Genomic DNA, 22,108 nt, shown 5'->3' with positions numbered 1-22,108 from the left:
TTCGAGTGGCATCAGCCTGTAAGCGGGCCATTGTAACGGCTTCTTTCACGACTGCCAGCGCTATTCATCGGATTGATAAAGCCCTTGATAAAAAATAGCCTGTTCCACCGCTTCTGGTAGTAAGTAGCGCACGCTTTTACCCGCCTGCAGCCGCTCCCGAATATAAGTGGCAGATATCGCCATTAAAGACGGCAGCTCAAGCATCAACATTCCGCCTCTCGTGCGCTGCATTAATACATCGACACTATCGACTTCTCGATTGCCGACCAGTTCCTTCAATGCTGAGGGCCAAGAAGATTGATAACCTGGACGGGCAATGACCACTAGGTGGGCCAACTCGAAAAGCTGCTCTGCACGGTCCCACTTCGCCAAACGTAAAAAGGCATCGAAGCCGATCACCATGACTAACGGTACATCGTCGCCATACTGCTGGCGGAGTTCCGCCAGCGTATCCACGCTGTATGAGGGGCCGTCGCGCTGAAGCTCTCGATCATCCGCTAACAGCCCTGGCGTATCGCCAATGCCCGCTTTTAAGAGGGCTAAGCGCTGGGCAGCCGACACCTGCGGTGTATCTCGCAGAGGCGGCTGCGGCGCGGGCACCATATGCAGCGTATTGAGGCCTAACACCTCGCGCACTTCTACAGCGCTGCGCAGATGTCCGTTGTGAATGGGGTCAAATGTCCCCCCGAGCATACCTACCCGCATTGGCCCGGCGATGCTGGGCGTGTCACTCATTGTCTAACCTGGCCGTCACCCAATACGATATATTTTTGAGTCGTTAAGCCTTCAAGCCCCACCGGACCACGGGCGTGAAGCTTATCAGTGGAGATACCGATTTCTCCCCCTAACCCATACTCAAAGCCATCCGCAAAACGGGTAGAGGCATTCACTATCACTGAGCTTGAGTCCACTTCGGCCATAAAACGCCGCGCCAGCGAGTAGTCTTGAGTCACAATCGCGTCGGTATGGTGCGAGCCGTAGCGCTCAATATGCTCAATCGCCTCTTCCATTCCATCGACCACTTTAATGGCGAGGATCGGCGCCAAATACTCCGCATGCCAATCGTCCTCTGTAGCCAAAGTGGCTTGGGGAAGTAACGCGCGAGTGCGCTCACAGCCACGCAGCTCTACCTGATGTTCTGCATAGGCCCGGGCCAGCTCCGGCAGCAAAATATCGGCAATGGGCGCATCCACCAGCAGCGTCTCCATGGTGTTGCAGGTGCCATAGCGGTGCGTTTTGGCATTAACGGCAATCGCCAGCGCTTTAGCGGGATCGGCGGTGGTATCAATATAGACGTGGCATACGCCGTCCAAATGTTTGATAACCGGTACTTTAGCTTCGCGGGAAATGCGCTCAATCAGCGACTTACCGCCGCGAGGAATAATCACATCAATATAGGCAGGCATACTGATCATTTCACCTACGGCCGCACGGTCGGTAGTGGCCACTACCTGCACACTGCCCGCTGGCAGGCCCGCATCGGCTAGCCCCGCCTGAAGGCAGCGGCTAAGCGCTGCATTAGAGGCGCTGGCTTCGGAGCCACCGCGCAGCACGCAAGCATTTCCCGATTTAAGACACAGGCTGGCCGCTTCGATCGTTACATTGGGGCGTGACTCATAAATAATGCCGATAACTCCCAGCGGAACGCGCATTTTGCCAACCTGAATACCGCTGGGGCGGTAGCTCATGCCGTCAATCTCACCCACCGGATCGGGTAGCGCTGCCACTTGGCGAAGACCTTCAATCATCGCGTCAATGCGCTGGTCATTCAGGGCCAGCCGGTCTAGCAGTGCATTGTCTAGCCCATTGTCACGCCCACGCTGCATGTCCTCGGCATTGGCCTGCAGAATATCACTGCGTGCCACCGCCACACGCTGCGCCATTGCCTCAAGCGCTTGATTCTTAATGTGGGTATTGGCACGTCGCAATGCGCTTGCCGCTGCCCGAGCGCCCTGCCCCAGGGCCTGCATATACGCGGGCACATCCCCGGCAGCCAAATGGTGTTGGGCGTCTTCTTGGAATGCATCAGAACCGCGCATACTATCTCCCTGTGTTGTGGTCAGCGTTGCTAAGTGAAGTGGGCTTATATTACGCCATTTGGGCATTATACTGAGTGATTCAAAGGACTAGGCCAAGCAATGCGTTATGCTACTGCTAAATAGGCCAACCGCTATCAGGTAAATAGTAAGCCACCATGCAAAGCAAATACAAAATCAGCCTGCTAAGAGCCAATCTACTCGCCGCTGCCGTGGCGCTGGCTTTATGGACGCCCATGGCGCCGCCAGCAGCTGCCCTGTTACTCTGGCTGTCGGTTGGTTGGCTCTTTATTACGGCGCTGGTACTGGATTTTAGCCATCGCCGCTCTCCTGGGCTGCCCTGGCAGATGCTCGCTGGAACGCTACTACTAGGGTTAATTGCCGCCGCACCTGAGCGGCATGCGCTGCTTATTTGGGCATGGGGAGCAGTGTTTATGCTGCCTCAACATCGCTGGGCCGCCATTTTTAATGCATGCGCGGCCATGCTTAGCTGCTTACTACTCGCTCCCGTGGTGAGCCTACCGGAGTGGCTCCTAATGGTTTTATCGCTGGCAACACTCAGCGTACTGGCCCTTTCACGCACTCACCAGTTAATTAATATGAATGGCGATATACGCCAACGCCTAAGGCTAGTACCAGGAGCAAACCTATGGGCAGGCGAGCAGCTCTTACGCGATTTACTGCGAGAACAAACCCGCTCAGAGCGGGAAGCTATCCATGCCGAAGTGTTAGTCATTCAAGTAAAGCGGCACCAACTTTGGCCAGTCGCCCAAAAACTCTGCGAGTTGACTTATAAGTTTGAAAACGTCTATCGGCTGAATGGCACGACACTCGCCACCCTCATATTATCGAGAACGTCCAAAGAGGCCGCTAAACGGCGCGAGCTCCTATGTGCTGTTCTACCCGACAGCGCCGCCATTTATCACCAGCCCCTAATGGAGATCGAGCTGGCGTCACTCTCAATCGAAGCCCTAAGCCGCTACCCGAAACGTCGGCTAAGTGAGGCCGCATGAGAGTGCCGCCACTGCCCAAGCGACTGATGACTGCGGCCTATAGCGCCAGTATGTTCATCATGGTGGGCTACATGATGTGGCTGTACGCGATGGGCAGCTACCGCGAACTGCTAATACCGCTATTTTTGGCAATGCTGTTATTGGTCAGTTTGCTGATGCATTTAGGCCAAGGGTTTCGCCCCTGCATACCGCGCATACTGTTATTGGCGAGCATCTATATTGTTGTGCTAACCGCCACCTATACACAGCCAAGCCCAGCGCCCCTATGGCTCGGCTTACCCATTGCAGCCACATTTTTACTGTTGCCGCTTTGGAGCGCGCTTAGTCTGAATATGGTTTGCCTTTCCGCCTGGTGGTGGCTAGCACCTTTTGAGACGACTGCTTTTTCACTTAGTCATGTGGCGTTGACGCTACTGCTCGCCCTTCCCCCATGGGAACATGCACGCCGTCGGGCGCTACTGCGGGCCACAGACCCAAACGATAGCGACTGTGATGCTTACCATATTGATACGCTGAAAGAGCGGCTCAATAATGAATTTCAACGGGCGGCAATGCTCAATAAGCGCTTGGCGGTCCTAGTGCTTCACTTACCACAGTTGGATATGGCAGAAGAGCAGTTTGGTCACCGTGCGCAAACCGCCTTATTGGGTGCCCTTTGCAGCGAGGTCAATAGCCGTTGCCGTGACCACGATATACTGGGTCGCGCTGGCAATGCGACATTCTGGCTGGTCCTACCCGATACCAGTGAAAGTGGCGCCTTGCTTGTTAGGGAGCGCTTACAGAGAGCGCTTTCCCGTCGTGTGCTAGTGGAAACTGGGCAGCTAGAAGCGCGTATTACCACCTGCCTGCCTCTTCGCAAAGAGAGCTTCGAGCGATATGTACAGCGCCTGGAAGCGCGTGCCGAAGCTATTGCCAACGTGTAACCCATCTGCGGACGGAATCGCCCTTGTCTATCGCCGACACACTGTTATCTCTGTCGCTTTCACCTACGCTGCTGCTCCTACTGGTGCTGGGGATTGCCATGGTGGAATCTCTAGCGCTGGTAGGCTTACTGGTGCCCGGTGTTGTGCTTATCACTGCCGCTGCCTCCATGGCAGGGCATCAAATGGTCGCGCTACCGTGGCTAATTGGCGCAGCCTTCGCAGGGGCTGTGTTAGGCGATGGGCTTAGCTACTTTTTAGGCTATCGCCACCGCGATACCGTGGTGACCCGTTGGCCGCTTTCGCTTCATCCCGAATGGCTAGGCCGAGGCGCCCGTTTTTTTGAGCGTTATGGTATCTACTCGGTGTTTATTGGGCGCTTTGTCGGACCCGTACGCCCTATTATTCCGCTCATCGCGGGCATGATGCATATGCCAGCGCGCACCTTTCTCTTAGCCAACGTAATTTCTGCTGCTCTTTGGGCACCGGCATACGTTTTACCCGGCTACCTGCTGGGCCACACTTGGCAACAGCGGCTCAACCTGCCCGCCAATGTTGAAATGGCCGTGGTGATGATGGCCGTTAGCGTCGTGGCACTGGCCGTAATGTTCTCCTGGGGCCGCGCGCAAGTAGGTCACAAGGGGCGGGTGTACTTTGCAATTGCACGTATTGCTCGCCGAATACCCGCTATGCGCCGCCCGTGGCTCGCTATGAGTCGCAGCGGCGAGGTGCCTTTAGCCTCACTCTTTTTATGCATCATAGCGCTTACCGCAGCATCCGCCTGGACACTGATGGTCATGCAGCACCCAAGCCCTTTGCTGATTGACTTGCAGGCGCAGCGACTCTTCTCCTGGCTGGTAACTCCCTGGCTAACAGACGCCAGCCTGCTACTTGCCGAAGTGGGCGATAAAGCGGGGATTATTACACTCGTCGCCCCTTGGGCACTCTGGTTGCTGTTGGTCAAACGTATTGACCTACTTGCCCATGGGGCGCTAGCGCTGGGCGGTATTGGCGCACTCAACACATTAGGTAAAGCCGTATTTGCGCGGGCTAGGCCTGACACACCGGACTATTTAGTCGGGTCATTTTCCTACCCTAGTGCACATACCTCCACATGGGTAGTAGTGGTGGGTATCACGGCAGCCTTTGTCGCGTCACAGCTGCCGAGACACAGGCGGATGTGGGTATATTGGCTTGCCATTGCCATCACGATCCCAATGGCACTTTCGCGTCTGATCATTGGTGTCCACTGGCTCAGCGACTTAATGGGCGGTGTGCTGCTTGGTCTGGTCGTCTGTGCGCTTGTTCAGCTTAATTGGCAACGGCGTTATCGCCCTCCTTTGCCGTCTTTTCCTTGGCTTGGGCTGCTGCTTGGGTCACTGCTACTCATCAGTCTACGTGTTACTTTTTTCCCGCCCGTTTAAACATGGGGATTCATGCAGGGAATGACTCGTTCAACCCAATGCCAGCCACACGCCTACGCCAATCATCAATGTGCCCGCGATGCGGTTAAGCAGCCTCACATTGCCGCTTTTACCTAGCAGTTTACGCAACGTTTTTCCGCCGGTGGCGTATAACAACATACTGGCAAATTCGATGGTGAGAATGACCGCAATCAGCATGCTCAGCTGCGGGGCAAGCGGCCTGCTACCGTCTAAAAACGGTGGCAGCAGCACCATAAAAAACGCCCATCCTTTTGGGTTGGCAACGGCCGTTACCAAACCTTGGGTGGCAAGCTGAAGACGCCCAGCGGCAGGGCCAGTATCTAACTCGCTTGGAATCGCCATGCGCCCCCGTGAGCGCCACATCATAATTCCCAGATAGGCCAAGTAAGCGCCGCCCACCCACTTAAACGCGATAAACAGCTCCGGCTGGCGGAGCATCAATGCGGCCACGCCCGCACCGGCGGCGGCAGCCACAAACCCAACGCCAATCAACTCCCCCACCATCATCCACAGCGTGCGCTTAACCCCTTGGGTCATGCCCAGCACCATTACAAGCGTCATGCACATACCGGGGGTTAAAGAAACAAACAGAAACGTGGGTACAAACACCGATAGCGTCGCCCATGACATCATGATTAGCCTTCCTTGTTCTCCGCATCGCTGGATGCATGTGTTGAGTGCTGTTCTTCGCCCCAGCGGGGCATCAGGCGGTGGGCAATACCCAACTGATTGAGTATGCGCGCAACAATAAAGTCGATCAGATCTTCCATGCTTTGAGGGCGGTGATAAAACCCTGGAGCGGCGGGCAAAATCACCACACCCAGGCGGCTAAGCGCCAGCATGTGCTCTAAATGAATGGGAGAAAACGGGCTTTCTCGTGGCACCATCACCAGTGTGCGGCGCTCTTTGATGGCGACATCGGCGGCGCGCTCAATCAAATTATTGCTGGCACCGGTCGCGACCGCAGAGAGCGTGCCCGTTGAACAGGGGCAAATCACCATAGCCGAAGGTGCACCAGACCCAGATGCCACGGGCGCCATCCAGTCTTCTCGACCAAAACAGCGAATTTGCCCTGGTTGGGCACCGCTTTTTTCAGTGAGCGCCTCTACCAAGCGCTGCGGCTGGGCAGGGAGTGACACATCCGTTTCCGTGGCAATCACCATGTGAGCCGCTTTGGAAATCATTACCCACACTTCATGCCCCGCCTCGACCAGCACATCGATCAAGCGAAGGCCATACTGAGCGCCTGAAGCACCTGTTAGCGCTACTGTTACCGGAGGTTTAAACATTGTCACTTCGACTGCTCCCGCGCTGTTAATGCATCTAACAACCGCTCGTGCACTCCCTCAAAACCACCATTAGACATCACCACAATACGATCTAGAGGTGACGTTTGAGTGACCACTGCTTCTACTAGCGCATCAATATTGTTAAATAGCGCGGCACGCTCTCCTTGAGCCTCTACCAGCGATTCCATCGACCAAGCCACTCCCGCTGGCTGAAACCAGAACACCGCATCCGCATCCGCCACGCTGTCATTTAGGCGCTCCCGCAGGGCACCCAAACGCATGGTATTGGAGCGTGGTTCAATCACTGCCAGCAAACGCCCCTTGGTCGTGGCTGCGCGCAGACCTTGTAGCGTGGCGGCAATGGCCGTCGGATGATGGGCAAAATCATCGATCACCTGAATGCCATTGACCTCGCCCCTTACCTCTTGCCGACGGCGCGGTGTTTTAAATCGCGCCAGCGCGGCACACGCCCGCACCAAATTCACGCCACACAGCCGTGCTGCCGCTAGCGCTGCCAGTGCATTGCGCGCGTTGTGTTCGCCGGTTAACGCCCACTCCACCACGCCATCCTCTTCACCTTGTTCGCCTAAATACAAGACCTGAAAACGGCTAGCGTCGGCACGTTCTAAGCGCAGCTGCCACTGGCTGTTTGCATCAGCTCCAAAATAGGCCACCGGTGACCACGCCCCCATCTTCAACACTCGTTCCAGTGCGGGCTGCTGATCGGCTACTAGTAAATGCCCTTGGCTGGGAACGATACGCACTAAATGGTGGAACTGGCGCTCGATAGCGGCGAGGTCAGGAAAAATATCAGCATGATCAAACTCAAGGTTATTGAGTACGGCAATCGTCGGGCGGTAGTGAACAAACTTGGAGCGCTTATCAAAAAAGGCCGTGTCATACTCATCGGCCTCTACTACAAAGGGGGCGTCTTTTTCGCCTAAGCGCGCCGAAACGCCAAAATTACGTGGTACGCCACCAATCAGAAAGCCAGGCTTTAGCCCAGCGCTTTCTAATAGCCAGGCTAGCAGGCTGGCAGTGGTGGTTTTGCCATGAGTGCCCGCCACAGCAATCACTCTGCGGCCAGGCAACACATAGTCTGCAAGCCACTGCGCCCCTGAGGTATAGCGCATGCCACTATTGAGCAGTGCCTCCACCTCCGGATTGCCCCGTGAGAGCGCATTACCCACGACCACCAAGTCGATTGAGCCTGAGAGATTGGCTGCTTGATAGCCTTCCATCAGGGTGATCCCAGCCTCAGCTAGCTGCGTACTCATCGGTGGATATACGTTGGCATCGGAGCCGCTTACTTCATGGCCTAACTCCCGTGCGAGTAGTGCAAGGCTCCCCATAAAGGTGCCACAGATGCCAATAATATGCAGACGCATGGGCCAAGCGCTCCCTTCCTAACCATTTCAAACGATTGAACTTACTAAACACATCAATCAACGAGCGCTGAGATTAGCACGCCACGCGGTGTTGCTCATCTCGTTCCCCGCGCGACATGGCATTACAGGCTCAGAAAGTGACAATTCTGACGATTTATTGCAGGATGCGCGCACCTTTTCTTAATCGACATCCAACAACCCGTCCACTGCATACGCTGTAAAGCAGTGCAGTGAGAGGAGACAACCATGCGCATCTTAATTCGTTACTTCTTTCGGGGCGTTCGCGTCCTGCTAGCCCCCGTCATGCTGATCTCCGAGAAGCTATCCACGCCAAAAGCCGTCGAGCGCACCCCAGAAGAGCAGGCTCAGGTAGACGCCGCTTGCCAACAGCTTGCGCTCTATCAGTTCAGAACGTGCCCCTTCTGTATCAAAGTGCGTAAAGAAATTGCCCGGCTGGGGCTTAATATTGAGCTTCGCGATGCCCAGCTAGACCCGGCACATAAGCAGGCCCTGCTGGAAGGTGGTGGAAAAGTGAAGGTTCCCTGCCTAAAAATTACCGATGACGCAGGTCAAGCCACCTGGCTATACGAATCGGATGAGATTAACCGCTGGCTTCACCAGCGTTTTGGGGCGTAATTGCAGCGACATACGCTGCCTAAAACTCGACCTTTTGCGCGGTAATATCGAAGCGCACGCTGAGCGGCACGCCCTCCGAAGCGCTGGGGGGTGACTCCAGCGTGTGCTGAAGCGCTAACTGCCCTTCAATATGGCCCACCACATGGAGGTCTCTTCCGGTTTGCTCAACGTGGCTCAGCGTTACTGTGATATCGCCACCCTCAGAGGTATAGAGAGGCGGCATCGCCGTTTCGCCCATAAACTGCACCACGCTTGCCTCCATGAGCTTCTCATTCTCTAACGTTAAACTCATGGCCAATGCCTGTTGAGCATCCCATTCAACTGGATCAATAAAACCAGTGACCTCGATTTTCAGTTGATCACCTAACTCCATAAACGACGCATTTGAATCGTCACCTTGGCGTAATACAAACCAGGCATACTCATCTTCACCCAAAGTACCCACCATATCCGCCGTTTCATCAGCGCTTACCAACAATGAACACCCTGCGATGAGACTGACAGCCAGCCAGCTAACACATTGTTTCAACATAGTCTGTTATGCCCTATCTATTGAGTTAGGTGTTGATCGTATTCTCACACCGCTTAACTATCGACTTTTGTCTAACACCCTATGCTACAACGTCCGCCGTTAGCCCCATCATTCAGCAGATGAATGATGCCAGTCATTATTTCGATTGTATGACGCCACCACCTCTCTCTATGTTGTCAGCATAGCTTACGAGCTGGCCGTGTCTGTTTTACTGACAAGTACCGCGCTGAACACTTACTCAGTAAGACGAACAATAAACAACATGCATGGGAACATTTATGACGCTCAAGAAGACGCTACTGGCCTCTGTGATCGGTGCTACTGTGGCAGCAACAGCCATGTTGCCGATGACCGCAAGCGCCGAAACCCTCCGTATCGGCTACTCCGCTGACCCTGAAACCCTGGACTTGCATGAGCAGTTGTCAGGCGGCGTACTGCGTTTTTCGCACCTCGCTTTTGACCCGCTGGTTCGCTGGACCAAAAACTTTCAGTTTGAGCCGCGCCTAGCCACTGAGTGGGAGCAGGTAGACGACACCACCATGCGCATGACCCTGCGCGAAGGCGTTACTTTCCATTCCGGTAACCCTTTCACAGCAAAAGATGTCGTGTGGACCATTGAGCGTCTGAAAGAGAGCCCGGACTACCGCGCCATTTTTGACCCGGTTGCCAGCGCAGAAGCCGTTGACGACTACACCGTCGAAATCACCACGTCTGAGCCCTACCCGCTGCTGTTGAACCTCGCCACCTACATCTTCCCGATGGATAGCGAGTTCTACACAGGCGAAACTGAAGACGGTAACGACAAAGCCGAAATCGTTAAAGCGGGTAACTCCTTCGCTTCACGCAACGTATCAGGCACCGGCCCGTTCATCGTCACTGACCGTCGCCAGGGTGTACGCGTTGACTTCAAACGTTTTGAAGACTACTGGGATACCGAAAGCGAAGGCAACGTTTCTGAAATCGTGTTAACGCCGATTGCTGAAAATGCCTCACGCGTGGCGGCCCTGCTGTCTGGCGGCGTTGACTTCATCGATGCCGTTCCGCCTAACGACCTTGATCGTGTGCGTGACGCCGACGGTGTGGAATTGGTAGAAGTGCCCGGCACCCGCATCATCGGCTTCCAGCTCAACGAAGAGCGCGTTGAAGCCTTCCAAGATGCTCGCGTTCGTCAAGCCGTTGACTTAGCCATCAACCAGGAAGGCATCGCCGACCGCTTAATGCGCGGCTTCGCCACGCCGGCTGGCCAGTTCTCTCCGGAAGGTTACTCTGGCCACAACCCGGATCTCGTTCCCCGTTACGACCTTGAGCGCGCCCAAGCGCTGATGGCCGAAGCGGGCTACGAAGAGGGCTTCAGCGTTGATATGATCGCGCCGAACAACCGTTACGTGAACGATGCGCAGTTGGCCCAAGCGGTTGCCAACATGCTCGCTCGCATTAACATCACCGTTAACCTGCGCACCATGCCGCTGGCTCAGTACTGGCCTGAGTACGACACTCGCCAGTCAGACATCGCCATGATCGGCTGGCACGCGGATACCGAAGACACCGCCAACTTCTTCCAGTACCTCTCTTTCTGTATTGATGAAGAGAGCGGTGCTGGCCAGTACAACTACGGCAGCTACTGCAACGAAGAGATCGACGCGCTGGTGACAGCAGCCGACAGCGAAACCGATCTTGAAAAACGCAACGAAATGCTGCGTGAAGCAGAAGCCATGCTGTATGAAGACGTTGGTTTCGTCATGCTGCACTGGCAAAACCTTGCCTATGCCGCAGCTGAAGGCGTAGATGTTGAGCCGGTTGTTAGCGCGCTGGACTTCCCCTACCTGGGTGATTTGGTGATTAACCGCTAATCCCCACGCAGAACTGATAACCCGCGCAAGGATGCTTCGCTCTCCAGCCCTGCTGGAGAGCGAAGCGTTTTCTTTGCGGCCGCCAGACGGCCACGCGGCGCTTCTCTGATTAACCTACATAGGTGGCGTACGCCATGATTGCTTTTTTAATCAAGCGGCTGATGCACGCAATATTGGTGATGTTTGTCATCAGTGTACTGGCCTTCGCCATCCAGGATAACCTGGGTGACCCTGTACAGCAGATGGTCGGACAGTCGGTCCCCGAAAGTGAACGCGAAGCCATTCGCGAACGGCTGGGGCTCAACGACCCCTTCCTGGTGCAGTACGTGCGTTTTGCTAAAAACGCCGTGCAAGGTGATTTTGGCTACTCCTACTTCTACCGCGAACCAGCGCTGGAAGTGATTGCCCGGCACCTACCCGCCACTCTTGAGCTGGTATTTGCTGCCACCCTGATTATCGTGCTGCTGTCTGTTCCCATTGGCGTGTATAGCGCTATCAAACCGCGCTCGCCGATCTCCCGGTTCTTCATGGGGGCATCGATTATCGGTATTTCGATCCCGGTCTTCTTGACCGCGATTGTGTTAATTCAAATTTTCTCGATTGGTATCACCGTCTCGCTGTTCCCCGAAGGCACTGCCTGGGGCGCTTGGTTAAACGGCCTGCTCTCGACCGAGGGCAATATGCCGTCGTTTGGCCGTGGCTATGATTTGGTGCATGTCGTCGGCCACTGGGATACCAACCTGGTTACCTGGAATGGCTTGCAACACCTTGTCCTACCCGCCGTATCGCTAGCCTCCATCATGCTGCCGCTGTTTATTCGTTTGATTCGCGCAGAAATGATGGAAGTGCTGCAATCTGAATACGTGAAGTATGCGCGCGCTAAAGGGATTTCCATGCGCCGTGTCTATTTCGTTCACGCGCTGAAAAACACCATGCTGCCGGTGATTACCGTGGGCGGCGTACAGATTGGTACCATGGTGGCCTACACCATTTTGACCGAAACCGTATTCCAATGGCCGGGCATGGGGCTGATGTTCCTTGACGCCATCAACCGTGCCGACATTCCGCTGATTGTTACCTACCTGATGATTGTCGGCGTCATTTTCGTGGTCACGAACACCATCGTGGATTTGATCTACGGCTTTGTGAACCCCACTGTAAAACTGACTGGTAAGCCCGCATGACAACGTCCACAACTTCCACTGCACCAAGCCGCTGGGAGCGCCTACGTGACTCCTTTTTGTGGTACAGCTTCAAACGTGACCGTACTGCGCAACTGTGTTTGGCGGTCTTTATCTGCTTAGTCATTGCGGCATTTTCGGCGCCGCTATTAGCGCCGACCGATCCTTATGACCTGGCTCAAATCGACATTCTCGCCTCCGAGCTGCCGCCTTTCTGGATTGATGGCGCCGACGAGATGTATACGCTCGGCACCGACGCCCAAGGGCGTGATCTGCTGTCGATCATTCTCTACGGCACGCGGGTATCGCTGCTGATTGGCTTTGGCGCGGTGGCACTGCAAGCCCTACTGGGAGTGACCTTCGGCTTGATGGCAGGCTACCTGGGCGGCCGTGTCGACGCTTTCCTGATGCGCCTAGCGGATATTCAGCTATCGTTCTCCACCTTGATGGTGGCGATTGTGGTCGGTGCGGTGGTGAAGGCCACTATGGGCAGCGCGTTCTATAGCCAATACGCCGTTCTTATGCTGATATTGATTATCGGCCTTGCTGAATGGCCCCAGTATGCTCGTACCGTGCGCGCGTCAGTGCTGGCCGAGAAAAACAAAGAGTATGTGGACGCCGCCCGTGTAATGGGCCTGCGTAGCCGACGTATCATGTTCCGCCATGTGCTGCCGAACACGCTTTCACCGATCTTCGTTATCTCCACGGTGCAAATTGCTAACGCGATTATCTCCGAAGCGGCGCTGTCGTTTTTGGGGCTGGGTATGCCGGAAACGCACCCGTCGCTGGGTTCGCTGATCAAAGCAGGCTTTGACTATATTCAATCAGGCTCTTGGTGGATCACGTTGATCCCCGGCGCGGTGCTGGTAGTGCTGGTGCTGTCAATCAATCTTCTGGGCGACTGGCTGCGCGATGTCATGAACCCACGACTCTACAAAGGCTGAGGACACCATGGCACTTCTTGAAGTTTCTCATCTCGATGTCCGCTTTGCCCTTCGTCAGGGCGAAGTGCGCGCCCTGCGCGACGTTAATTTCACCCTGGAACGTGGCGAGCGCTTGGGTATTGTAGGCGAGTCTGGCGCGGGTAAATCCGTCGCCGCTTTCTCACTGCTAAATTTGATCGCCAAGCCCGGCTTTATTGCCGGGGGTAGCATTAAATTTGAAGGGAAAGAACTCAACAGCATGTCGGAGCGCGGCCTGCGCAAAGTGCGTGGCAACCGCATTTCAATGATCTTTCAAGATCCGATGATGACGCTGAACCCAGTGCTCTCCATCGGAGAACAGATGGTGGAGTGCTTAAAGGCGCATCGGCGTATTTCGACCAAAGAAGCGCGCGCCATCGCCCTGGATAAGCTGCGCCAAGTGCAGATCCCCTCTCCGGAAAAGCGCTTAGATCAGTACCCCCACGAGCTTTCCGGCGGGATGCGCCAGCGTATTATTATCGCCATCGCCCTGCTGCTCGACCCGGACATCATCATTGCCGACGAGCCAACCACGGCGTTAGACGTAACGATCCAGGCAGAAATCATGGCGCTGCTGTTGGAGCTGTGTGAGCAGCACAACGTGGGCTTGATTTTGATTACCCACGACCTGGGTGTGGTGAGCCAAGTGACTCAGCGCATGCTGGTCATGTACGCAGGCCGAGTGATTGAGCAAGGCCCAACGCGGGAGATCATCAACGACCCGCAGCACCCTTACACGCAAGGTTTGATCAACGCACTGCCGCAGATGGCAACGCCGGGCGAAAAACTCAACCAGATTCGTGGCAGCATGCCGTCGCTCTCTAACTTGCCCAGCGGCTGTGCGTTTCACCCCCGCTGCGACTTTATCAACCGTGCCGACGGCCAACCTCGGCCTGCGTGCACCCAGCAAGTCCCCGACTTTGTTGAATCCGGTAACTGCCGCGTTGCCTGCCATATGGTGGCGGAAATGCTTGAAGACCGCCGCTTGAAGGAGGAGAGCCTATGAGCGCCCAGGCTGAAACAATCCCCACAGTGCCAACTCAGAATGAGGAGAGTAGCGAGTCACTGCTACAAATTCGCGGCCTCAAAAAGCGCTTCTCACTCTCTGGCGATTTTCTGGAACAGCTACGTTTCAAAGGCGGCAAGCTGGTTCGCTATCAGGAGTATGTCCACGCCATTAACGGCGTGAACCTGGACATCAAACGCGGCGAAGCGCTCTGCGTGGTAGGTGAATCTGGCTGCGGCAAATCCACCGTGGCGCGCACGGTCATGGGGCTAATTTCACCTTCAGAAGGTGAGATTCGTTACGACGGCCAGCGCATTGACGATCTCAGCTCCAAGCAGTTGCTGCCCTATCGCAAGCGCATGCAGATGATCTTCCAGAATCCTTACGCGTCGCTAAACCCGCGTATGACGATTCAGCAAACCCTGGAAGAGCCGCTCCGCCTGCACCACCCCGACTGGAACCGCCAGCAGATTCTCGACAAAGTTGAGGAAGTGATGCGCTCGGTGGGCATCGACCCAGACTGGGGCAAGCGCTTTGGACACGAGTTCTCCGGCGGACAGCGCCAGCGTATTGCGATTGCTCGCGCACTCGCCGTCGACCCCGAATTTATCGTGGCTGACGAGCCCATTTCAGCGCTGGACGTATCCATTCAGGCTCAGGTGCTCAACCTGCTGATGGATGCCCAGCGGGACCGTAACCTGACCTATCTGTTCATCACCCACGACTTGGCGGTGGTAGAGCATTTTGGGACGCGGGTGGCCGTTATGTACTTGGGCACGGTTTGCGAGATTGCGACCACCGCTACGCTGTTTGCTAAGCCTCGGCACCCCTATACTCAGGCGCTGCTATCCGCTATTCCTCGCTTGGAAGATGACCGTCCGCAGCATATTCGTCTCTCGGGCGAGGTACCTACGCCGGTTAACCTGCCAAGCGGCTGTGTTTTCCATGGCCGTTGTCCCCATGCCAACGCCCGCTGCAAACAGGAAATACCTGCACTAAGAACCCAGGATGACGGTACCCGCGTTGCGTGTCACGCTGTTGAAGAAGGCCGCCTATGAGCGCGGCCCATTCAACCGCTATACGCTTGGCCGCTTTGCGAGGTAAGGCATGGAAATTCGCTGGCTAGAAGACTTTATTGCCCTGGCCAGAACGCGACACTTCTCCCGCGCTGCCGACGAACAGCACGTCACGCAGCCCACCTTTTCCCGGCGCATTAAGCTGCTGGAAGAGGAGATGGGCGTCACGCTGATCAATCGGCAAACGCTACCGCTATCGTTAACGCCTGCGGGGGAAGAGTTTTTAACGCTATGCGAACAGGTCACCGACCGAGTTCGCTTAACGCGCGATCGCGTTCGTGAGATCAGTGCCGGGCAGCAGCGGCGCATTATGGTGGCCGCGCCGCAGAGTTTGCTGGCGCATTTTCTGCCTGAATGGCTTGCCAGCACCCGCTGGCAGGAGCGTATTCAACCCTACCTACGTGCAACGGGGTGGGTGGCCAGCGACTACTTCCAGGCACTAGCACGGGCGGAGTGTGATCTGGCGATTTGCTACTGGCCTATTGGCCGCTGTGATCTAGATATTGATACCAGCGCCTGTACTTACCGAGTCATTGGACATGAGCGGTTGATTCCCGTGACCGGGCTGAAAAGCGATGGCACCGCCTGCGCCCTGCTGCCCGGCTCTCGCCAGCAGCCAGCGCCGTGGTTGGCGTACCCCAAACGGGGGCTGCTAGGCTCGGCGGTCAAAGCGCATTTGGCGCGACTGCCCCAAAGCACGTACTTAACAGCGCAAAGTGAAAATCTCTACGCGGCGGGCATCAAAGAGTTGGTGCTACTGGGCTATGGCATGAGCTGGCTACCGGAACGTAATGTGGCTGCAGAACTCGCCAACGGCACGCTAGTCAGGGCTGGGGACAGCCGCTGGGACGTGCCGATGGAACTGCGGCTTTATCGTCACCAAAGCCAACACCACGCCGAACTCGATAGCCTATGGAACCAGCTTACCCCGCCCCGACCTTGAAAGGACTTCTCCCATGTCAGCAACATTGTATCAACAGCAGCGCGAGCATATCGCGGCGCTGAATCGTGCTTACCAGCAATGCATGGCTGCCCATCAGTTAGATAGCTTAGCAATTTACAGCGGCCATGCACGCAACCACTTTGCAGATGATCACGCCACCAGCTTCCAGTCCTACGGCCACTTTATACACTGGGTAGGGATGGCAGACGTTCAGCATAGCTGGCTGGTGATTCAACCCGATCAACGCCCTCAGCTCTATCTTTACGCGCCCGCAGACTTTTGGCACTTGCCGACACAGCTACCTGAAGAGCCGTGGGTCGCTGAGTTTGATGTGCATCTATGTAGCGACAAAATCACGCCACCGCTATCAGGCCGCGCCGCCATCATTGGCGATGTAACGGAGCTTGAAAGCGCTGCGCAGCTCGCTAACGTGGCCACGTTGCAACCTGAAGCGTTAGTTCGCGAGCTAGATGAGCTGCGGATGACGAAATCTGCTTATGAAATTGCCTGCCTGCGTGAAGCTAACCGGCTGGCGGTAGCAGGTCATCAGGCGGCTAACGCCGCTTTTATTGGCGCTGCCGCCGAGCTGGATGTGCAGTTAGCCTATCTAGCAGCCAGCCGACAACGCGAGTCTGAAGTGCCCTATCAAAACATTATCGGGCTAAATGAGCATGCCGGGGTCTTACACTATCAGCGCTATGACCTGTCAGCCCCCAAGCAGCGTTATAGCCTGCTGGTAGATGCGGGCAGACGCTTTCGGGGTTACTGCGCCGATATTACCCGCACCTATGCAGGCCCAGATGCCACCAGCGAGTTTGGCGATTTAATTACCGCCATGCACAGCCTCAAAGATGAGCTGATTGCACACATCGCCCCTGGTGTTGATTTCGTTGCACTGCATGAAAAAATGCACCAGGGATTAGCTGATATCTTGGTCGCACACGGGCTATATACCGGCAGCGCAGAAAACGCCGTGGAAGCCGGTATCACCCGTGCTTTCTGCCCCCACGGGCTGGGGCACTCATTGGGTATTCAGGTACATGATGTGGCCGGGTTAATGCAGCCAGACGGCACACCATCACCGGCACCTGACGCTCACCCTGCCCTTCGCCTCACCCGCACGCTGCGACCCGGCATGGTAGTGACCATTGAACCAGGGCTTTACTTTATTCCCATGCTGATCGCGCCGCTGCGCAATCAGTCCCACCCCATCAACTGGACACTGGTTGATCAGCTCGCTGTCTGCGGCGGTATTCGCATTGAAGATAATATTCTGGTGACGGATAGCGGCTCAGATAATTTAACGCAGTAATGATCTACCAATGCAAAAACGCCCGGCTCACATCAGTGGGCCGGGCGTGTGTCTTACAAACCTGGATTAGAAGCGGTAAGTAATACCACCGCCGATGGTCACAGGCTCCATATCGACTTCGCCAATGGTGGCGCCGCCAGCATTAATGTCTGCGCTTACATCAGCATAACTAACATAACCGTTTAGCATAAAGTTGTCGGTTACAGCCAAGTCAACACCTGCCTGACCAATCGCGCCGTAGCTTTCATCAATGCTCAAACCAGTCGGCTCGCTGGAGAAGCTGGTGTAGTTTAAGCCAACACCAACGTAGGGCTGTACTTTAGAGTCTAAACCACCCAAGGGGTAGTAGTTCACCAGCAGGTTCACTGGCAAGCGATCAACGCTACCTGCACTGGCACCAGCTGCGCTTAAATCGTGTTCAAATTTCTCAGAGCTGTTTAATTCAACGCCAACTTTGTCGCTGAATAGGTAACCCGCGCCATAAGTAAAACCACGCGCGTTGTCTACGTCTAGCCCTGCTGTACCCACATTTCCGTTTTCAGAGCCCGTGTCCGTTTGGGCAACACCGCCGCGAACAAAGACATCACCAGCTTCATATGCTAACGCTGCCTGGCTTGCCAAGGCGCTCGCAGAAACAATTGCAGCGGTGATCAATTTCATTTTGCTCATCAGGGTCATCCTCTTGCAACTTACTTGGGAACAATGCTGGCTTACACCAGCCTTACCTATACAATGTATAGTATACGAACACCGTTTCCAAATTTCCTGTGAAATTTTAATATAGGTTTTCTTTATTTGATAGCTTTCTTCAACCACCCCGGCAAACACAAATGCCAGGCATAAAAAAAGTCCCCCGAAGGGGACCCAGGTGGAGCACGCCAGCTCACTCGGTGTATCACGCGGCTAAACCGCAGTGACATGGCAAAGAAGGGAAAGCACCAGAACAAACTTAGGTAGCTCTATTCATTTGCCGCTTGCCTTTTATATAGCGAACAGCGTGCCACTATATTTTTAACATATAAAAAACAAACACTTAATCAGAAACCAGGAAATCCATAAATTAATAAACGGCTTCACTCACTGCAAAGCGCACCAACGGTGCGCATTTTGTTGGCACATTGCTTCATAAGGAGTCATACCTACTGACAAACTTGATTGCGGCCACCACGTTTAGCGCGGTAAAGCGCTTCATCTGCCACCACAAGCAGCCTCTCACGGTCCTCTTCTATCACATCGACGCTGCATACCATGCCCGCGGATAAGGTGCAGGCAAACTCCTGCTCCCCTTGGTTAAAACGAAGTCGTGAAAAATACTCGCGGATATCTTCTAGCCGTTTACGGCCATCTTCTGCGCTACAGTGCGGTAAGACGATCAAAAACTCCTCACCACCATAACGACCAATCATATCGGTTTGGCGCAACCGTTGGCGCAGCAGGGTAGCGACTGACGCAATCACCACATCTCCTACCGCATGCCCATAGGTATCGTTGACCGCCTTAAAGTGATCAATATCCACCATTGCGACCACGACAGAATAGTGCTGCCGATAGCCGCGAGCAATCTCATTGATGGCTGCACTTTTGATGCTGGCGTGCTTTAAAAGTCCCGTCAAACTATCTTTATTGAGTAGCGCAGACAGCGTTCTTGAGCGCGTGACCCGTACACGAATAGATGCAACCAGCTGGGCTGCCAAAATTGGTTTGGTCAGAAAATCGTCAGCTCCATGACTGAGCGCGTCAACTTGTTTCCCCAAATCCATCTCAGCAGACAAAAAGACAATCGGTAGGCTGCTCCACTCATCGTATTGCCTCACTACCGAGGCCAAATCAGGTCCGTCATAGTCCGGCATGTGCACATCCATCAGCAGCAATTCCGGCTTGAACGAGTTTAGCTGATCAATAATATGCCGGGGGTTATCAAGTATGCGCACCTGCATCCCTGCCGCTTCTAGCACTAGTTGATAATACGCAGCTAGCTGCTGATCATCGTCAACAACCAAAATACGTGCGGGGGGAGATTGGCGGTCTTGCAATAGCTGCTCAAGCCGATTGACCAGCTGCGGAATATTAAGCGGCTTTAGAAAATAGCCGTGCGCATTGAGCTGTGCCGCTCTGATACGGGCATCGAACGTATCGCAATCACTAATAAACAGTAGTGGACACGTTAGCGCCTGTAAGGGCGAGAGGTGCCCAACGCCAGCCATCACATCGACAATCAAAATATCAGGTGGCTCGAGGCTGATTTCTCTGCACGCATCGGGTACTGAGGAGAATAGACGCACCGCATAACTGAAATTTGTTAGCTGATCAAGAATATGCCTGCCTAACTCAGCATCTTCCTCAATTAACCAGATGCGAACGGTGGAGCTACCCGTCTCTGGTTTAATCTCTGTTGTTGGCGTTTGCTGTAAGCTAGGTACAAGCTCAGTTAACATTGATTGCAATTGGCTACTGGCCACATCGACCAGCTGTAAATCTACCTGCCCTTTATCGCTATTCTCCAAACAACGCTTTAGGCTCATTTCCAAAGCACGGGCTTGATGACCAATAGCATCAAAACCAAACGTGCCCGCAGAGCCCGCCAGTTTATGCAAGCGCCGATAAACATCTTCCAGCATGTCCCATTGCGCACGATGATCACGCGCCTGACCTTCCACCAACGGAGCAGCCCGGATATGAGCTTGTAGGTCGGTCAGCACCTGATTTAGTGATGTTAGCTCAGCCTGTAAGTTTCGCTGGTAGCTCTGTTTTAGAAGCGCCAGCTTATGCTCAAGCGACTGCTGATCATTATTTACCACACGCTTGCTCCCAGAGACTGCGGACTTGATGTGCTAATGTCATCGGATCAAACGGCTTGGCAATCACGCTCTCAGCACCTAATGCAATGAGCTGATCAACTTCATGCGGCTGCACTTTGGCGGTCATAAACGCTACAGGAACCTTCTCCAAGCTTGGTAACCGACGCAGCCTCGCTAAGGTTGATGGCCCGTCCATACCAGGCATCATGACATCAAGCAAAATCATATCGGGGGAATATAACTCAGCCTCTTCCAAGGCCTGTTCTCCCGAAGAGCATACTTTGACGTTATAACCACCGACCACTTCTAGCGCCAGCTTTGCTACCGTTTGAATATCCGGGTCATCTTCCACATATAAAATACGCTCTAAACTGCTCATTCGTTATTCACCATCTGCGCCAATTGGGTTCGTTGTTTAATAGCCTCTAATAGCTGTGCTGGGCTAATGCGCGATTTTAGGAAAACAGTCTCAACACGATGTTGATCTGCCTCACTGATTGATTGCCCTGAAAGAATGACAACCCGAGCATTCGGCTGAGAATAGCGAATTTGCTCCAGAAGCTCCCACCCCTCTCCATCAGGCAGCCCAATATCTAAGATAATGGCATCATAACTACGCTTTAGCAGAAAACGGCGTGCCATCGCTAAACTCACGGCTTGATCGCAATCGGCATGCTTACTGAGCATCGTGCGGATAACCGCATGTAGGTCAGGATCATCTTCAATATGCAGGAGCGATAGGCGCTTCTGATTTGCCTGCATCTGTTCACGTAATAGCGCAAGCAAATGAGGCGTCTGTATGGGTTTTGCCAGCCAGGCGATATCTTCCAGGTGGCCTTCTAATGCTACTTGGCCACGGTCCACACTACCGGTTACCACTAGCACAGGAGTATGACTCGTTGCCTGCTGCTCACGAAGCGAATGAATAACGTCAAAGCCGCTCATATCGGGCAAACCAATATCAACGGTAACCGCGTCGTAGCGATGAATAGCTAGCTTCTCAAGTGCCATGGCACCATTAATAGCAGTATCTACCTTGTAGCCCGCCGTCAGTAGTATCTCTTGAAGTACTCTGAGCACAGAAGGATCATCTTCAATCACCAGCACCGTGCCATTGCTTGCCCCATGCTCATCAAAAGCACTTTCTGTTTCGGAAGGATGGAGAGGAAGCGAAAACCAGAAACAGCTGCCCATCCCCTCTTCGGAATGGAACCCCATTTTGCCTTCCATGTGCTCTACCAGCTCTTTCGTGATCGCCAGCCCTAAACCTGTCCCTCCCTTAGCCCGAGCATCAGAGGCATCCACCTGGGCAAATTTGTTAAAAATACGCGGTTTAAACGCCTCAGGAATCCCAGGCCCTTCATCTTTAACATTAACGACAATCCTATGTGGCTGCCGCTGAACAAAGATATGGACATCCCCCCCTTGCGGTGAAAACTTTACTGCATTAGAGAGCAAATTTGCCATCACTTGCTGTAAGCGCTGTCCATCCACGCGAACTTGACTCTCCGGGTAAGGGTTATCGAGTTTTAAAGTGACATTACGCTCACTACGATAGTGGCGGTTCTCCTCTATGGCGCTCACAAGCAAACGCTGAAGCGGCTGCCACTGCATATCGAACGCTAGGGAAGGTCTGAATAACTGCCGATATTCATCAACGCTCACATGAGCCAACAAAAAATCGAAAATGCAGACACGCTTCTCCCGTTCTTTGTGTATTT

Annotated in this window: 21 protein-coding genes; 11 read left to right on the top strand and 10 right to left on the bottom strand. The window is 54.4% G+C overall.

Annotation, left to right across the window (positions count from 1 at the left end):
• Nucleotides 1–60: 60 nt before the first annotated feature.
• Together nadD and ACIGG6_RS15180 are read right to left on the bottom strand one after the other, a co-directional pair.
• Entirely contained in the window at nucleotides 61–735 is a 675-nt protein-coding gene (nadD, locus tag ACIGG6_RS15185; protein WP_058577801.1) for a nicotinate-nucleotide adenylyltransferase, read from the bottom strand.
• Entirely contained in the window at nucleotides 732–2,039 is a 1,308-nt protein-coding gene (locus ACIGG6_RS15180; protein WP_399845506.1) for a glutamate-5-semialdehyde dehydrogenase, read from the bottom strand. Before ACIGG6_RS15180 ends, nadD begins: the two co-directional genes overlap by 4 nt.
• A gap of 155 nt (nucleotides 2,040–2,194) precedes the next feature.
• On the opposite strand from ACIGG6_RS15180, the gene ACIGG6_RS15175 reads away from it, so the two are divergent.
• From ACIGG6_RS15175 to ACIGG6_RS15165, 3 genes are read left to right on the top strand one after another with little or no spacing between them, the layout of a single operon-like run.
• On the top strand, nucleotides 2,195–3,049 hold the full coding sequence (locus ACIGG6_RS15175) for a hypothetical protein (protein WP_399845505.1): 855 nt from the start codon (nucleotides 2,195–2,197) through the stop codon (nucleotides 3,047–3,049).
• A complete protein-coding gene (locus ACIGG6_RS15170) occupies nucleotides 3,046–3,972 on the top strand; it encodes a diguanylate cyclase domain-containing protein (protein ID WP_074210690.1) in 927 nt (308 codons plus the stop codon). The genes ACIGG6_RS15175 and ACIGG6_RS15170 overlap by 4 nt, the downstream gene beginning before the upstream one ends.
• 23 nt (nucleotides 3,973–3,995) lie before the next feature.
• Nucleotides 3,996–5,393 carry a bifunctional DedA family/phosphatase PAP2 family protein gene (locus tag ACIGG6_RS15165; RefSeq protein WP_399845503.1) on the top strand — a complete coding sequence of 466 codons (1,398 nt, stop codon included), beginning with the start codon at nucleotides 3,996–3,998 and terminating at the stop codon, nucleotides 5,391–5,393.
• 30 nt (nucleotides 5,394–5,423) lie between these two features.
• Here the strand turns inward: ACIGG6_RS15165 and ACIGG6_RS15160 are convergent, their stop codons facing one another.
• Genes ACIGG6_RS15160 through mpl form a run of 3 tightly spaced genes read right to left on the bottom strand, consistent with a single transcriptional unit; the run spans nucleotide 5,424 to nucleotide 8,091 of the window.
• On the bottom strand, nucleotides 5,424–6,047 hold the full coding sequence (locus tag ACIGG6_RS15160) for a LysE family translocator (protein ID WP_399845502.1): 624 nt from the start codon (nucleotides 6,045–6,047) through the stop codon (nucleotides 5,424–5,426).
• A 2-nt stretch (nucleotides 6,048–6,049) separates the two neighbouring features.
• A complete protein-coding gene (locus ACIGG6_RS15155; RefSeq protein WP_083026362.1) occupies nucleotides 6,050–6,703 on the bottom strand; it encodes a flavin prenyltransferase UbiX in 654 nt (217 codons plus the stop codon).
• 2 nt (nucleotides 6,704–6,705) lie between these two features.
• The gene (mpl, locus tag ACIGG6_RS15150) at nucleotides 6,706–8,091 is read right to left on the bottom strand and encodes a UDP-N-acetylmuramate:L-alanyl-gamma-D-glutamyl-meso-diaminopimelate ligase (RefSeq protein ID WP_399845500.1); all 1,386 of its coding nucleotides are present in this window, start codon (nucleotides 8,089–8,091) and stop codon (nucleotides 6,706–6,708) included.
• Between the two features lie 246 nt (nucleotides 8,092–8,337).
• Between mpl and ACIGG6_RS15145 the strand changes: the two genes are divergently transcribed.
• Complete coding sequence (locus tag ACIGG6_RS15145; protein ID WP_054640994.1) at nucleotides 8,338–8,727, top strand: glutaredoxin family protein; 390 nt, start codon at nucleotides 8,338–8,340, stop codon at nucleotides 8,725–8,727.
• Nucleotides 8,728–8,746: 19 nt separating this feature from the next.
• On the opposite strand, the gene ACIGG6_RS15140 is transcribed toward ACIGG6_RS15145, so the two are convergent.
• On the bottom strand, nucleotides 8,747–9,202 hold the full coding sequence (locus tag ACIGG6_RS15140; protein WP_399845499.1) for a hypothetical protein: 456 nt from the start codon (nucleotides 9,200–9,202) through the stop codon (nucleotides 8,747–8,749).
• 335 nt (nucleotides 9,203–9,537) lie between these two features.
• On the opposite strand from ACIGG6_RS15140, the gene ACIGG6_RS15135 reads away from it, so the two are divergent.
• From ACIGG6_RS15135 to pepQ, 7 genes are all read left to right on the top strand, one after another.
• Complete coding sequence (locus ACIGG6_RS15135) at nucleotides 9,538–11,109, top strand: ABC transporter substrate-binding protein (protein WP_399845497.1); 1,572 nt, start codon at nucleotides 9,538–9,540, stop codon at nucleotides 11,107–11,109.
• Between the two features lie 134 nt (nucleotides 11,110–11,243).
• Nucleotides 11,244–12,293, top strand: coding sequence for an ABC transporter permease (locus tag ACIGG6_RS15130; RefSeq protein WP_083024409.1), 1,050 nt, complete (start codon nucleotides 11,244–11,246; stop codon nucleotides 12,291–12,293).
• The gene (locus ACIGG6_RS15125) at nucleotides 12,290–13,234 is read left to right on the top strand and encodes an ABC transporter permease (RefSeq protein ID WP_058577811.1); all 945 of its coding nucleotides are present in this window, start codon (nucleotides 12,290–12,292) and stop codon (nucleotides 13,232–13,234) included. The genes ACIGG6_RS15130 and ACIGG6_RS15125 overlap by 4 nt, the downstream gene beginning before the upstream one ends.
• Nucleotides 13,235–13,241: 7 nt before the next feature.
• On the top strand, nucleotides 13,242–14,258 hold the full coding sequence (locus ACIGG6_RS15120; RefSeq protein WP_253505895.1) for an ABC transporter ATP-binding protein: 1,017 nt from the start codon (nucleotides 13,242–13,244) through the stop codon (nucleotides 14,256–14,258).
• A complete protein-coding gene (locus ACIGG6_RS15115) occupies nucleotides 14,255–15,316 on the top strand; it encodes an ABC transporter ATP-binding protein (protein ID WP_399845495.1) in 1,062 nt (353 codons plus the stop codon). The genes ACIGG6_RS15120 and ACIGG6_RS15115 overlap by 4 nt, the downstream gene beginning before the upstream one ends.
• Nucleotides 15,317–15,365: 49 nt before the next feature.
• Nucleotides 15,366–16,277, top strand: coding sequence for a LysR family transcriptional regulator (locus ACIGG6_RS15110; RefSeq protein WP_399845493.1), 912 nt, complete (start codon nucleotides 15,366–15,368; stop codon nucleotides 16,275–16,277).
• A gap of 13 nt (nucleotides 16,278–16,290) precedes the next feature.
• Entirely contained in the window at nucleotides 16,291–17,589 is a 1,299-nt protein-coding gene (gene pepQ, locus ACIGG6_RS15105) for a Xaa-Pro dipeptidase (RefSeq protein ID WP_399845492.1), read from the top strand.
• Between the two features lie 66 nt (nucleotides 17,590–17,655).
• Here the strand turns inward: pepQ and ACIGG6_RS15100 are convergent, their stop codons facing one another.
• The 4 genes from ACIGG6_RS15100 to ACIGG6_RS15085 form a co-directional block, all read right to left on the bottom strand.
• Nucleotides 17,656–18,258, bottom strand: a complete 603-nt coding sequence (locus tag ACIGG6_RS15100) for an OmpW family protein (protein ID WP_399845553.1) — start codon at nucleotides 18,256–18,258, stop codon at nucleotides 17,656–17,658.
• Between the two features lie 470 nt (nucleotides 18,259–18,728).
• On the bottom strand, nucleotides 18,729–20,387 hold the full coding sequence (locus ACIGG6_RS15095; protein ID WP_399845491.1) for a diguanylate cyclase: 1,659 nt from the start codon (nucleotides 20,385–20,387) through the stop codon (nucleotides 18,729–18,731).
• Complete coding sequence (locus tag ACIGG6_RS15090) at nucleotides 20,377–20,766, bottom strand: response regulator (protein WP_399845490.1); 390 nt, start codon at nucleotides 20,764–20,766, stop codon at nucleotides 20,377–20,379. The genes ACIGG6_RS15095 and ACIGG6_RS15090 overlap by 11 nt, the downstream gene beginning before the upstream one ends.
• Nucleotides 20,763–22,108 (bottom strand): response regulator (locus tag ACIGG6_RS15085; protein WP_399845488.1); only part of this gene is annotated, 1,346 nt, incomplete at its 5' end. The genes ACIGG6_RS15090 and ACIGG6_RS15085, both read right to left, overlap by 4 nt.

This window comes from Vreelandella lionensis, assembly GCF_044543515.1.
Lineage (GTDB): Bacteria > Pseudomonadota > Gammaproteobacteria > Pseudomonadales > Halomonadaceae > Vreelandella > Vreelandella lionensis.
Note: the sequence above shows the minus strand (reverse complement) of the source record. Positions and strands in the feature narration are given on the sequence as shown.